This window comes from Paraburkholderia sp. BL23I1N1, from assembly GCF_003610295.1.
Lineage (GTDB): Bacteria > Pseudomonadota > Gammaproteobacteria > Burkholderiales > Burkholderiaceae > Paraburkholderia.
Genome location: NZ_RAPV01000002.1, coordinates 338,550 through 352,251, shown reverse-complemented (window position 1 = coordinate 352,251; position 13,702 = coordinate 338,550). Strand labels below are relative to the sequence as shown.

Sequence of the window (13,702 nt, the reverse complement as noted above, 5' to 3'; positions counted from 1 at the left end):
CAACATCCCAAAAAAACGCTTCTGCAACGTTGAATCGGTACCCTATGAGAACCCGACCCGTTCTCAAAACGGTCGCTTTTTCCTCATCTTGCGAAGATAACGTACGTTTTTACCGTTTTGCCTGCATGTTCCTGTCTTTTCGGTCGAGTCTGAAAAAGCTATGGCACAATCGCCGTTCTTTTCCGCGTCGTGCCTCGCCTTTGGCGGCACACGCTGCAATGGAACGGTGCGGCTCAATCAGAATCTGATTCAAAGTCGACGGCGTTCTTTCACCGTGCCGGGCCGGTTACTTCGGCCGCACCCCAGAATGTGCCGGGCTCCATGCGGCTGCGGCGCGTTCAGATCATCCGATCGTTGAAAACTCGCAACGCGGGTCACGCGAAGCGATCGCGACAGTGAGCGCCTCATGCGCTCATCCGCTCGCCGGTATTTTTGCGCCGGTTCGTGTCGTCTGCCGTTGCTGCCAAGGAGAACCCATCACGATGAAGTCGGCGTTTTCATTTTTTCCCGCCTGGCCGCTCACACCCGACGCTATTTTTTGGGCTGGTCTTGCTTTGCTCGCCGCAGGCCTGTGTGGTGAGCTTTGCTATCGCGCATGGCGTTTGCCGCGTATTTCCGGGTATGCGGTCATTGGCCTGATAGCGGGCGCAGCCGGTTTCGGCGTGATCGACGCTGATGCCGCGAGCGCCGCGCGGCCGTTGCTCGATGTGGCGCTCGGTTTGTTGTTATTCGAACTGGGCAGCCGGCTCGACCTGCGCTGGATTCGCCGCAATCCCTGGTTGATTCTGTCGAGCGTCGCTGAAGCCACGCTGACGTTCGCGCTCGTTTTGCCGGTTCTGTTGTTTCTCAAAGTGCCGCTGATGGTGGCAACGGTGCTCGCCGCGATTGCCATGGCAACGTCGCCTGCGATGGTGATCCAGCTCAAAACCGAGCTGCGCGCGGAAGGTCAGGTGACCCAACGTTTATTGACCTTGACCGCGCTGAACAGCATGTACGCGGTGGTGATCGAAAAGCTCGTATCGAGCTGGTTGCATCAGGAGGTCTACGGCAACGTTTACGCGACGATTCTGCAGCCGCTTTATCTGCTGGTCGGCTCGCTCGTGCTGGCCTATCTGTTGGCGCGCACCTGCACGTTTTTTTATCGCCGCCTGAACATGCAGGACGAGCATTCGTTTGTCGCGCTGTTCGGCCTCGTGCTGCTGGCCATTGCGGTGGCGCATGTGTTCAAGCTTTCCACCATTCTTGCGTTGCTGGCCGCAGGCATCATCGTGAAGAATCTTGAAGCGCGTCCGCAGTTGTGGCCGGAGCATTTCGGCACGGCTGGCTGGTTGCTGACCGTGATTCTGTTCGTGCTGACGCTGACTACATTCGAATGGAAAGACATCGCGTTAGGCGGAGTCGCGGCGCTGGGTCTGATTGTTGCGCGTCTGGTCGCGAAACTGGTGGGTGTGATGGCCTTCGCCAAGCCGAGTGGTTTGAACTGGAAACAGGGCATGGCCCTCGGATTGTCGCTATCGCCGATGTCAGCGCTGGCGTATCTGCTTGTCGACGATACCTACAGCCTTTATCCGAATTTCGATCCGCAACTGCGCGCGGTCGTCATGTGTTCGATTTTCGTGCTGCAGATTCTCGGGCCATGGCTCGTCTATCGCAGCCTGGCGCTCGTGGCCGAACGGCGCGAGGAGTAGCGCGCGCTGCTGCTCGATGCTTCGGGCGCTCGAATTGCACGCTTTATCCAACTTATTCGATTCAAAAACGGCCGGGTGCGTGACACAGACATGTGAAACGCACCGGCCGACCTGACTCAGGGGACGCCATGTCACTCGAACCCTTCATCGATTCGAAACCGTTCACTTTCGGTGTCGAACTCGAAATGCAGATCGTGAATACGCACGACTATGATCTGACCAAAGCCGGCTCGGATCTGATGCGCCTCATCAAGGATGAAAAAATCCCCGGCAACATCACGCCGGAAATCACCGAAAGCATGATCGAGTTGTCGACCGGTATCTGCACGACGCATGAACAGGCCGTGACCGATTTGCGCAAGATTCGTGACACGCTGGTTTCCGCGGCCGACCATCTGAACGTCGGCTTGTGCGGCGGTGGCACGCACGCGTTCCAGCAATGGAGCGAAAGGCAGATCGTCGATACGCCGCGCTTTCAGTATCTTTCCGAGTTGTACGGCTATCTTGCCAAGCAATTTACGGTGTTCGGCCAGCACGTTCACATCGGCTGTCCGGATCCGAACAGCGCGCTGTATCTGCTGCACTCCATGTCGCGCTTCATTCCGCATTTCATCGCGTTGTCCGCTTCGTCGCCGTTCGTACAAGGCGTCGACACCGGTTTTCATTCGGCACGACTGAATTCCGTGTTCGCGTTCCCGCTGTCGGGCCGTGCGCCATTCGTGCTGACGTGGGACAGCTTCGAGGAATATTTCTCGAAGATGGTCCACACCGGCGTGGTCAACAGCATGAAGGATTTTTACTGGGACATCCGGCCGAAGCCCGGTTTCGGCACGATCGAAGTGCGCGTGATGGACACGCCGTTTTCAGTGGATCGCGCCGCGGCGATTGCCTGCTACATCCAGACGCTTGCACGGCACCTGTTGCTCGACAAGCCGATCACACCGAAGGAAGACGATTACCTCGTCTACACGTTCAACCGGTTCGAGGCATGCCGCTTTGGTCCGGCCGGCAACTGCATCAATCCGCAAACGAGCGAACGCAAGACGATTTCCGAAGACATCCTCGAAACGCTGGATTTGATTGCTCCGCATGCCGAAGCGTTGGGTTCAGGCAACGCGCTCGCCGAAATCGGCGCGATTGCGCGCGGTCAGGTCAATGACGCGACATGGCTGCGTGGCGTCTTCGGGCGGGAAAAGTCCTTGCACGAAGCCGTAAGGCAGCAGTGTCTGCAATGGCGAGCCTAGCCAGATACAGGATTGCTTACGTTAAACCGTAAGGAAGACCCGCTTCGTGCGGGTTTTTTTCATAAATAAATTTCCAGCTCGGGGGGCTTTAGATTTTTCTAAAGTTTACGTATACAAACGTAGTAGTAGTTAACAAGCATTGCATCTGCCTGTGGACAACTGAATAATTCCCTGCAAAGTCAAAGTGCTACGTAAACCATAACTGGGCTGATCCGAGGCGCATCGGCGCCGGTAAACAAGGACAACTTCGGTAAGGGTGGAGGAGGCTGGTTGCTTATCCAGAATCGGCACACACGTCATCCCCGGTGTTTTCCCATGGTTATCCACAACTTGCATTGGATAACTTAGCTGTACGATTGGCCGGTCTCGCATAGAATGTCGTTTCCGCCGTCTTTGGCTGGCAAGGCGGTAAATTTTTGAGATAGTAGAAACCGTCTCGTCTGCTTTTGGGCGAGGCTACCCCACACAGGCTATGGGCGTGTTCGGCAGCGGTTTGCCGGCATCGCACGCAAGCTTTAATAAACCAAACGAAGATTATGAGCGAAGGCGTATACGGAGAAAAGGCAACCGGGCGAGTGACCCACAGCCTATTGCGATTGAGCACGGCCATGCGGAGCCAGGCTTGGGAATGGGCGGAAGGCGCAGGCCTGACGCCGACCCAGGGCGAAATCCTGGTCTTGCTGATGCAGCGCAAGGGCCCGATGCGTCTTGGCGAAATCGCCCGCGAAACGGCGCTGACCGCCGCGACCACCAGCGATGCCGTGAGTACGCTCGAGACCAAAGGCCTGGTCGAAAAACGCCGCGCCCTCGACGACGGCCGCGCCCTCGCGGTCCGTCTGACGGCGCGTGGCCGCACCGCCGCGAAGCGCGCTGCGCAATGGCCGGACTTTCTGGCCAAAGCGGTCGGCACGCTGCGCGACGAAGAGCAGACCCTGTTCTATCGCACGCTGCTGAAGACCATCCACCAACTGGAAGCGCAAGGCACGATTCCGCCGCATCGCATGTGCCTGAGCTGCACGCACTTCGAGCCGAGCAAGAATCCGAAGAAGACGCCGCATCACTGCGCGCTGCTCGACATGAACATGTCGGACACGGATTTGCGTCTCGATTGCTCGGTGTACGAAGCGGCTGACGTCGCCACCCAGAAGAAGACCTGGAAGATCTTCGCCCTGTAAGGCGATTTCTTCCGGGACAATCCGCTACACTGCGAAGCCGTGTTCCGGCGGGCGGCGATTGCCGTCCGCCGGACGGTTCGCGCCGTGTATCGGCAAGTCTTAAGTCAACCTGAAGGTGGGACGGGCTGATGAATCGCGAAGTTCTGGCCATTCGCCATGTGCACTTCGAGGATCTGGGTAGTTTTGAACTGGAGCTCGGGGAGCGTGGTCGGCCGGTGCGTTATCTCGACGTCGGCCTTGGCCGTATCGAAGCGCCGGATCCGGTTGCCGCATCGCTCATGGTCGTACTCGGCGGCCCGATCAGTGCAACCGACGACGCGCATTACCCAACGCTCGTCCCGTTGCTTTCCATGATCGAAAAGCGCATTGCCGCCGGTTTGCCGACGCTCGGCATCTGTCTTGGCGCGCAGTTGATCGCGCGTGCGCTCGGTGCGCGGGTCTATCCCGCAGGCCATACCGAACTCGGCTGGACACCGCTTACGCTCACCGATGCCGGCCGTGCGTCACCGCTGCGTCATCTGGATGGCGTGCACACGTCGATGCTGCATTGGCACGGCGACACCTTCGAATTGCCCGACAACGCCACACGTCTCGCCTCGACGCCTGCCTGTGAAAACCAGGTATTCTCATGGGGCGGCCACGTGCTGGGTCTGCAATGTCACCCTGAGATTCGCGCCGACCGGTTCGAGCCCTGGCTGATCGGCAATGCCGGTGAGGTTGCCGGCCATGGTATCGATGCGCGTCAGTTGCGGGCTGAGACCGCGCAGTTGGGTCCGGTGCTGGAAGCGGCCGCCCGCCGGATGTTCGGCGAGTGGCTCGATCAGGTCGAACCGAAACCCTGACCTGGGCTGCCTGCAGATAATTACCCGCGGTGCTATGCTCGTTCGCTCTCGGGTTTCTACTGGGCGTAATCCATGAGCGCGCTTTTTTCTCCGCTCACGCTGCGTAGCGTGACGCTTCCCAATCGTATCGTCGTCTCCCCGATGTGCCAGTATTCCGCCGATCGTGGCGAGGCTACGGCGTGGCACATGATCCATCTTGGCAGTCTCGCGCTATCCGGTGCAGGCATGCTGTGCATCGAGGCGACCTCCGTGGAACCGGATGGCCGCATTACGCCCGGTGATCTCGGACTGTGGGACGACGCCACCGAAGCTGCGCTGGTGCCGGTCCTGGCCGCGATCCGCAAGCATTCGCACATTCGCGTTGCAATGCAGTTGTCGCATGCTGGGCGCAAAGCGTCGAGTCAGGCGCCCTGGGAAGGCGGCCAGCTGATTGCGGTTTCGCAAGGCGGCTGGCTGCCGAATGCGCCGTCGGCGTTGCCGCACAAGGCGGGTGAAGAGCCGCCGCTCGCACTCGACACACCCGCGTTGAACCGGATTCGCGAAGCGTTCGCGGCTTCCGCGCGCCGCGCCGCGCGTCTCGGCGTCGATGCGCTGGAAATACACGCGGCGCACGGCTATCTGCTGCATCAATTCCTGTCGCCGATCGCCAATCAACGCAGCGACGACTACGGCGGTTCCCTAGAAAATCGCATGCGCTTTCCGCTCGAAATCTTCGATATCGTGCGCGCCGCGTTTCCCGCCGACAAACCGGTCGGCGTGCGGGTCTCGGCGACCGACTGGGTCGAAGGCGGCTGGACACTCGAGGACACGATCGTGTTCGCGCAGGAGTTGAAAAAGCGCGGCTGCGACTGGATCGACGTGTCGTCCGGCGGTGTCTCGCCGTTGCAGAAGATTCCGCTTGAGCCGGGTTATCAGATTCCTTTCGCGAGGGCGGTCAAACAGGCCACCGGCCTCACAACCATCGGCGTGGGTCTGATTACCGATCCGCTGCATGCCGAACAAATTATCGGGGAGGGTGATGCGGATCTGATCGCGCTGGCCCGCGCGCTGCTCTACAACCCGCGCTGGCCGTGGCACGCCGCGGCGCAACTGGGCGCGACGGTCGAAGCGCCGCCGCAGTACTGGCGCTCGCAACCGCGCGACCAAAAGGCACTGTTCGGTGAGATTTCGTTCGGACAACGGTGAACTTGCCAATGCGCCTCATGCGCGCACGTCTTTTTGACGGTTGAAGGAAGCCGTCTTGAGCGTGTAGGATGCCGGATGTGGCGCATGAGCGTCGCAGGTCGACGCGGCGCTCGCAAGGCGCCGCGTTTGCTATCCGCGTCAGAAAAAGCAGCGCGCCAGATGCGGGCATTTTTGACGGCTGCCGGATCTTCACCCCCAGTTCTTCACAAGGATTCATTCAATGAGTTCACGCAGGATCGCCGTGCGCCGTTCGGGTGTGCACGGCAAAGGCGTGTTTGCCACCGAGCCGATTGCGGCCGGCGAACGGCTGATCGAATACAAGGGTGAGCGGATCTCCTGGAAAGAAGCGTTGCGCCGTCATCCGCATAATCCGGACGAACCAAATCACACGTTCTACTTCGCGCTCGATAGCGGCAAAGTGATCGACGGGAAGGTGGACGGCAACAGCGCGCGCTGGATCAACCATTCGTGCGCGCCGAATTGCGAAGCCGAAGAGATCGATGGTCACGTGTACGTGCACGCGTTGCGCGATATCGCCGAGGGTGAGGAAGTCTTTTACGACTATGGCCTCGTCATCGACGCGCGCCAGACCAAGAAGCTCAAGAAGGAATACGAATGCCGTTGCGGCGCGCGCAAGTGCCGCGGCACGATGCTGGCTCCGCCGGAGAAAGAGAAGGGCGCTTCCAGGTCCGACAAGTCGGATAAGAAAGTGAAGGCGACCGAGAAAAAAGCGAAGAAGAAATGAAACGCGGGCTGCCTGAGTTGAACGCAAGTGAACTTCAAGCAGCCCGCGGCGGCGCATTGGGCCGCTGCGGAATCACATATCGATCGGCGCCGAGTGCGCCGATTTTTTTGCCGGACGCCGTGTGCCGGAATCGGCGTCCTGCTGAACGCTGGTTGGAATGGGCATCAGCGGAATGCGCACGATGAAGCGCGCACCGCCTTCCGGCGCATCTTCGTAATGCACGCTGCCGTGATGCAGCACCATGATGTCGTGAACGATCGCGAGACCGAGACCGGCGCCGCTATCCACACCGGCATCGCTCTGGCCGTCGCCGCGGAAGAATCGTTTGAACAGATCGGTTTGCTGTATGAGCGGCACGCCCGGCCCATTGTCTTCGACGACGATTTCGGCCATGCGCAGATCGTCGATCACGGTTTGCGATACCGTCACGGTGATGCGGCCGCCGTCGAAACGCGAAGGTGGCACGTACTTGAGCGCGTTATCCAGCAGATTGGCGATCACTTCGTGCAACAGCACCGGATTGCCGCGCACCATCAGCGGGTGATCGTTAGCCGGATCGTCGAGCCGCTGAAAGCCGAGGTCGACGTGGAAGGTCAATGCGCGCGGCACCCATTCCGCGCCCGTATCGAACGCGAGTGCGGCCATATCCACGTTGACGAACCGTGCCGCCTGTTCACCCGGCTCGGCGCGCGCAAGTGAGAGCAACTGATTCGACAGCCGCACGGCGCGGTCGGCCGCCGCGCGCAGTTCACGGACCGCGGCGAGCGTCTGCTGCGGGTCACGCGCGACTGCAGCCTGTTCCGCATGCAACTTGACGGCGGTGAGCGGCGTGCGCAGCTGATGCGCGGCGTCGGCGATAAATTTGCGCTGGCCGTCGAGGGCCGTTTTCAGACGATCGAGCAGCGCGTTCAGCGCGCCGGTGAGCGGCCGGATTTCGACCGGCACGTAGGTCTCATCCACCGGTTCGAGCGACGTGTGGGTCTGCCGGTTCAGCGAGTCCGCGAGATCGGTGAGCGGATTGAGCTGTTGATTGACTACACGCCACACGATTACCCAACCCGCCAGCAGCAGCAACAGCAGCGGCATCATGATCGCGACCAGAAATTCGGCGGCGATACGAAAACGGTGATGTACCGGCTGACCCACTTCCACGACGATTGGATTGCCTTTCGGCTGATCGACACGCACCTGTGCCACCCGCACGGTCACGCCTTCGTGCTGGGTTTCGAACACGTACGCATAGTGCATACGGCGCACGCTGGTGCCCTGCAGCGGCAGATTGTGGTCGCCGGCGATTTCGGTTTCGCCGTTGCTGATCCGATAGACGAGTTGTTCGACCGGATCGGAGAACATGGCCTGCGCGAGCGGCGGCACCGTCACCTTGGCATCAGGGCCGGCTATCTGGATCTGTTTGGAGATCGCGGTGGCGAGATCGGCGAGCGACCGGTCGACCACATGCTGCGTGTACTGCCACGCCAGCCAGTAAGCGATCAGGCCGCTCATGAGCGCGAGCAGCGATAGGGGAGCAGCGAGGCGCCGCAGCAGCGTGCGGCGCAGACTATTGGCGGCCGGCTGGGGCATGATCGAACGCGCGGGAAAGAGGCAACGGCGACAAGCACCGTGGCGCCGTGAAAACTCGCCGGCTGCCGGCGAATGGCGCACCGAGTGCGCGGCGCCGGCCCGGCGCTGTCAGGCCGCAATACACATATTGCGACCCTTGCAACGATTATGCGGCCTGACGGATTTCCTGCAACAGGTAACCGAAGCCACGCACCGTGACGATTTCGACACGGCAGTTTTCGAGCTTTTTACGCACCCGATGCACATAGACTTCGATCGCGGTATCGCCGAGATCGCCGCCGAAGTGCGTCAGATGGTCTTGCAGCTGAGCCTTGCTGACCACACGGCCATGGCGCAGCAGCAGCATTTCGAGTACCGCGAATTCGCGCGGCGACAGTTCGAGCGGCTTGTCGTCGTTAAAAATGCGGCGATCGACGCCCGACAGACGCACACCGCCCAGCGACACTTCCGGACGCGGCATATCGCCGTGCGGGCCGCTGCGGCGCATCACGGCGCGGATACGCGCTTCGAGTTCAGTGGGTTCGAACGGCTTCAGCATGTAGTCGTCCGCGCCGGAATTCAGGCCCTGCACGCGGTCGTTCAACTCGTCGCGCGCGGTGAGGATGATCACCGGCGTGTGGCGATTGCTCTGACGGAAGCGCGCGAGCAGCGTCATGCCGTCGATACCGGGCAAGCCCAGATCGAGGATCACCAGCTCATGGCGGTTTTGGGTGAGGGCCTGTTCGGCAAAAATACCGTCATGGACCATGTCGACGGTGAAGCCGGCTTGTTCGAGACTACTTTGGATGCCGCGTGCGATGGGGCGGTCATCTTCGATCAGAAGGAGTCGCATGGATTTCGCTCAAGTACAATGGGTTTAGGCGTTTGGGCAAGCGGTTCGCCGGGGCGCCTGCTGCACAGGCAGCCTGCCGCGCGGCCGTGCCGAACCGGCACCTGGCGGCCACGAAACAGCTATCGAGCAGCCATGAAGTAGCCCGAAAGCAGCCACCGAGCGATCACGACGTCATGTCCGAAATAACGATTCACGAACTGGAAGCCGCAATCAACTTCTGGCGCGCCCGCTCACCTTCGAGCGGCGACGAACTCGTTCTGTGCAAGGAGGCAAGCGCGCTCTCCAAGCCGTATGCGCTGATGATTGTACAGCGTCAGCAGACGCTATCACCGGATCGTTTGGACGGGATCGCCAGGCTTGCGTGGGATTCTTACGTGCGCCTTAATAATAGCCTGTAGAACTGAAGGGTTGGGCGCCGGATTGCCTGCAATGCCCTTTCATTGCCGCCAAAAACGTTCGATACGGCGTGAATCGAGGCAGCTGATCCCGTGTATTACGAAGTAATACTGTCGATAAATCGGGCCAATTTGATGTCCCGCTCGGTCAAGCCATTGGCTTCGTGCGTCGACAGGGTGATCTCCACCTTGTTGTACACGTTGAACCATTCCGGGTGGTGATCCATCTCCTGCGCCTTGATCGCCACGCGCGTCATAAAGCCGAATGCTTCGTTGAAGTCGGCGAATTTGAAGTGGCGCTGGATCGCGTCGCGGCCCGCCACGGCTTGCCAGCCGCGCAGTTCCGCAACCTGCGTGGCGCGTTCTTCGGAAGTCAGTTTGTTAATCATGATGCTACCTCCTTGATCTGAACCGGCGCGCCGGTGGGCGTTCGCCATCTGCTATTTTTTCACGGATGCCATCAGCCTGCAGTCGGACTGCTCAGGCTGTGTTGTCAGATATCGCCGTCGGCTTGCCAGCCTTCCTGCGAGCCGCGCGTGATGACGCGGTCACTCGCGAGCACGTCGCCTGCCGCGAACGCGGGCTCGGCGGCCAGCTTTGCCAGCAGCGGCGCGAAGTCGGTTTGCGCCACGCCAAACAATTGCGCGAAGTCGTCGATCACGAAGTAGGTTTTCTGGAACGTGTCGATGCGATAGCGCGTGCGCATCACGCGTTCGAGGTCGAAGCCGAGCCGGTTCGGCGCCGCGCTGTGCTGGCTGTAGAGCGTCTCGCCCTTGCTCGACACGATGCCCGCGCCGCAGATCTTCACGCCGTTCGGACTCGCCGCGTCGCGGATCAGGCCGAATTCGACGGTGTACCAGTAGAGCCGCGCAAGCAGCGGCAGCGCGCCCGCATCATTCGCGGCGAGCGCGGCACGGCCGTACGCGTGCATGTAGTCCGCGAACACCGGATTGATCAGCAGCGGCACGTGGCCGAACAGATCGTGAAAACAGTCCGGCTCCTGCAGATAATCGAGTTGATCAGGACGGCGCATCCACCATGTCACGGGAAAACGGCGGTTCGCCAGATGCTCGAAGAACACCTGATCGGGCACGAGTCCGGGCACGGCGACGATTTGCCAGCCCGTCGCGGGCGTTAGCTTTGCGTTGATTTCGTCGAAGGAGGGCACGCGGTCGGACGGCATGCCGATGCAGTCGACGCCCGCCAGAAACTCATCGCACACCCGACCCTTGAGCAACGCGGTCTGGCGTGCGTAAAGCTGTTGCCAGACGGCGTGGTCGACTGCGCCATATCGTGCGATTGGCTGGTCGATGGTGAAATCGGCGCGGGTTTCGAGGCCGGCGTCGAATTGCTCTTTGAGTTTGGCGGTGTTGGCTGTGGACATGGTGCTGCGCGCTCTACGGTGGCTGCGGGTTGAAACGGTGATGCAAGTGTAGAGCGGTGAACGTGCGGAAAGGGCGCAATGATGGCGTCGTGACGTGTCAATATGCAATAATCGTGCATTGCATACAGGTTTAATGCGGATATCGATCATGCTAGAACTCGATCACTTCGATCTCGCGCTGCTGGACGTTCTTCAGCGGTTCGGCCGGGCCACGCATCAGCAATTGGCTGAGCAGGTGCCGCTGTCACCGTCGCAGATCGGGCGGCGCTTGCAGCGCCTGGAGCAGGTGGGTGTGGTGGACGGCTATCGCGTCGTGCTGCGCCCGGAAAAACTCGGCCTGGGCGTGACTGCTTTTACGAGTCTGAAGTTGAAGCATCACGGCGATTCGATCATCGAGCAATTCCAGCAGCAGATCGAGGTGCTGCCGGAAGTCCTGGAATGTCACGCAGTGGTCGGCGACGCCGATTATCTGCTGCGCATTGTCGCGCCCGATCTGAACTATCTGTCGACGTTCGTGATGAAAAAGTTGATGCGTGTGCCGGGCGTAGACAGCGTGCGCTCCAACATCGTGTTGACCACGTTCAAGCGCAATGGGCCGTTGCCGCTTGGCCATCTGTCGCCGGGAGCGGCCGCTGCCTGATGCTGCGGCTTCCCGGCCGTTGGCGCGCTTTCGGGACTTGAAGAGGGGCGCGGTGAGAGGGTTGACTTCGCCGCGACCGGTGACGCTTCAGTTTTACGCAGCCTGCTTCGGTTCGTTGTCCGGGCTCAGCAAATCGACGTAGGCCACCGCCACCAGATCCGACTCCGGCACGCCGAGGGTCTGGAACATCGCGTGCGCTTCGGCGTGGCCGCCTTCTTCGTCGTCGTCCTGAGCCAGCACGACTTCCAGCTCGACGAAGTCGCCGAGACCATCGACGCGGTCCAGATGGATTCGCGTGCGGCCCGTCAGATAAACGTGACGTTCCTTCGTGACGATGCCACGCGTGGTCAGCGCCGTGGCGAGCAGCGCGTGCATGGCTTCAGGGTTGGTCACCGGGCTGCGCGTGTAATAGGACGCCTTCGGGCCGTCGCGGTCGTCGCGCTGATAGAAGATCAGTTCGGCCGGTGTGCCGTCGTCGAACTGGCGCAGCTTCAGGCGGCCGCGCGGCACGTCGTAGAAAAAGTCCTGCTGGCGGAAGATCAGCGGCGCCTCGGGTGCAAGCTTTGCGGCTCGCTCGCGCAGTTGCTCGAAATGCTGGGCGCGGGCTTTGATTTCAATGTTGCGTGCCATGTCAGGCTCCTGTCGAAGGATGGCGTGGTCGGCAGCTTCCGGTGTTGCCGGGGCGAAGCTGCCAGGAAGGACAAAGTCAGACGGAACAAAAACGAAGCGGGGCCGGCGCGTGAGCGCGAACCCTCAATCTATCAAAAAGCGCGTGACGACGTCGTTTCAGATGACGGGGCCGACAACGATGGCCTGTCAGTATGACTAGCGCCCACGACCGCCAAGGGGCGACCGGTGCGGCTGGTCTGCACAGAACCGCCAGCGGGCACGACTGGCGGGCGCACAGTGAGCGGTTGTCATGAGTGTGGCTCATATCGCGCTCGTTGTGCCCTCGGGCATGTCTTCATGCTGCTTTCATGTCGCCCATTGCTGCTCGATCAGCTTCAGCGCGGCGGCAATCGCCGGTTCGTCCTTGCGCTCCGCCAGCGTGATAAAGCTGAGCTGGGTCGGTACGGTGACGCCTTCGACAATGGTTAACGCGTGCGCATGCGCTTCGGCGATCGCGGTGGCGTCGCGCGCGAGCGTCAGCCCGACGCCTGACTTGACCAGATCGAGCATCGACGGCTCCTGATCCACCTCCGCCACCTTAACCGGTTTTACGCCGGCCTCGTTAAAGCAGCGCGACAACAATCGATTGTGCGCGGACGCGGGCGGCGTCCAGATCCACGGCAGTTCGGCGAGCGAACGCCAGTCCCGCGCGCCCTTCACGCGATCTTTCCAGCCCGCCGGCGCGAGCACGCGGTACTGGAAGTGAGTGAGCGTGACGGCGTGAAAGGTGGCGCTGTCGCGGGCATCGTCATCGGATGGCAGGCCGATGTAATAGCCCACATCCAGTTCGCCCGCGCGAACCTGCTCCAGCACCCAGCCCGACATGCCGTGACGCAAGGCCGTTTCGATGCGCGGCCAGGTTTCCACCAGTTGCTTGAGAAAGCCGCCGAGACGCAGAAAAGCCGGATCGAGAATCGTGCCGATCCTTAGTCGGCCGCGCACTTCGTGGCGCAGCGACGCCGCCGCGCGTTGCACGTCGCTTGCGGCGCCCAGCGCACGTTCGGCATGGGGCAGCAGGGCCTGACCGTCGCGTGTCAGCGAAAGCCCGTGCGAGGTCCGCGTGAACAGCGTCACGCCGAGCGTCTCCTGCAAATGCTTGATTTGCAGGCTGACGGCAGGTTGGGTCAGGTGAAGCTGCACCGCGGCGCGCGTGAGATTGCCTTCGCGCGCGACGGTGACGAACGCCCGTAGCAGAGTGAGATCCATATTCTGATATTAGCTCGGCTTATAGCGCAGTTGAGCATTACTCATTGGATTTGTCGCCCCAAAGCGCCGTACCCTTGCGTTCATCACGCCGGTTTCGGTGGGCGGAAGACATTCTT

General features: G+C 61.0%; 14 protein-coding genes. 8 read left to right on the top strand and 6 right to left on the bottom strand.

What is annotated here, in order from left to right; genetic code table 11:
* Positions 1-482 precede the first annotated feature (482 nt).
* From B0G76_RS34215 to B0G76_RS34190, 6 genes are all read left to right on the top strand, one after another.
* Positions 483-1,688: a cation:proton antiporter gene (locus B0G76_RS34215; RefSeq protein WP_120297226.1), complete on the top strand. Its 1,206-nt coding sequence runs from the start codon at positions 483-485 to the stop codon at positions 1,686-1,688.
* 128 nt (positions 1,689-1,816) lie between these two features.
* The gene (locus tag B0G76_RS34210) at positions 1,817-2,932 is read left to right on the top strand and encodes a YbdK family carboxylate-amine ligase (protein ID WP_120297225.1); all 1,116 of its coding nucleotides are present in this window, start codon (positions 1,817-1,819) and stop codon (positions 2,930-2,932) included.
* A gap of 536 nt (positions 2,933-3,468) precedes the next feature.
* Entirely contained in the window at positions 3,469-4,107 is a 639-nt protein-coding gene (locus tag B0G76_RS34205) for a MarR family winged helix-turn-helix transcriptional regulator (protein ID WP_120297224.1), read from the top strand.
* Positions 4,108-4,235: 128 nt separating this feature from the next.
* Complete coding sequence (locus B0G76_RS34200) at positions 4,236-4,949, top strand: glutamine amidotransferase (protein ID WP_120297223.1); 714 nt, start codon at positions 4,236-4,238, stop codon at positions 4,947-4,949.
* 72 nt (positions 4,950-5,021) lie between these two features.
* Positions 5,022-6,134 (top strand): NADH:flavin oxidoreductase/NADH oxidase, encoded by a 1,113-nt coding sequence (locus B0G76_RS34195; protein WP_120297222.1) that lies wholly within the window; start codon positions 5,022-5,024, stop codon positions 6,132-6,134.
* A gap of 220 nt (positions 6,135-6,354) precedes the next feature.
* Entirely contained in the window at positions 6,355-6,879 is a 525-nt protein-coding gene (locus B0G76_RS34190; RefSeq protein WP_120297221.1) for an SET domain-containing protein, read from the top strand.
* Between the two features lie 72 nt (positions 6,880-6,951).
* Here the strand turns inward: B0G76_RS34190 and B0G76_RS34185 are convergent, their stop codons facing one another.
* Together B0G76_RS34185 and B0G76_RS34180 are read right to left on the bottom strand one after the other, a co-directional pair.
* Entirely contained in the window at positions 6,952-8,460 is a 1,509-nt protein-coding gene (locus B0G76_RS34185; RefSeq protein WP_120297220.1) for a sensor histidine kinase, read from the bottom strand.
* 145 nt (positions 8,461-8,605) lie between these two features.
* On the bottom strand, positions 8,606-9,292 hold the full coding sequence (locus B0G76_RS34180; protein WP_028197606.1) for a response regulator transcription factor: 687 nt from the start codon (positions 9,290-9,292) through the stop codon (positions 8,606-8,608).
* A 173-nt stretch (positions 9,293-9,465) separates the two neighbouring features.
* Here B0G76_RS34180 and B0G76_RS34175 point away from each other — a divergent pair, with 173 nt between their 5' ends.
* Positions 9,466-9,690 (top strand): DUF3717 domain-containing protein, encoded by a 225-nt coding sequence (locus B0G76_RS34175; protein WP_063498128.1) that lies wholly within the window; start codon positions 9,466-9,468, stop codon positions 9,688-9,690.
* A 95-nt stretch (positions 9,691-9,785) separates the two neighbouring features.
* On the opposite strand, the gene B0G76_RS34170 is transcribed toward B0G76_RS34175, so the two are convergent.
* A complete protein-coding gene (locus B0G76_RS34170) occupies positions 9,786-10,076 on the bottom strand; it encodes a 4a-hydroxytetrahydrobiopterin dehydratase (RefSeq protein WP_120298023.1) in 291 nt (96 codons plus the stop codon).
* A 104-nt stretch (positions 10,077-10,180) separates the two neighbouring features.
* Positions 10,181-11,071 (bottom strand): phenylalanine 4-monooxygenase, encoded by an 891-nt coding sequence (gene phhA, locus B0G76_RS34165; protein WP_220700807.1) that lies wholly within the window; start codon positions 11,069-11,071, stop codon positions 10,181-10,183.
* Positions 11,072-11,219: 148 nt separating this feature from the next.
* On the opposite strand from phhA, the gene B0G76_RS34160 reads away from it, so the two are divergent.
* Positions 11,220-11,711, top strand: coding sequence for an Lrp/AsnC family transcriptional regulator (locus tag B0G76_RS34160; protein WP_054042727.1), 492 nt, complete (start codon positions 11,220-11,222; stop codon positions 11,709-11,711).
* Between the two features lie 93 nt (positions 11,712-11,804).
* On the opposite strand, the gene B0G76_RS34155 is transcribed toward B0G76_RS34160, so the two are convergent.
* Both B0G76_RS34155 and B0G76_RS34150 read right to left on the bottom strand, forming a co-directional pair.
* Entirely contained in the window at positions 11,805-12,341 is a 537-nt protein-coding gene (locus B0G76_RS34155) for a class IV adenylate cyclase (RefSeq protein WP_120297218.1), read from the bottom strand.
* A 345-nt stretch (positions 12,342-12,686) separates the two neighbouring features.
* The gene (locus B0G76_RS34150; RefSeq protein ID WP_120297217.1) at positions 12,687-13,586 is read right to left on the bottom strand and encodes a LysR family transcriptional regulator; all 900 of its coding nucleotides are present in this window, start codon (positions 13,584-13,586) and stop codon (positions 12,687-12,689) included.
* Positions 13,587-13,702 lie beyond the last annotated feature (116 nt).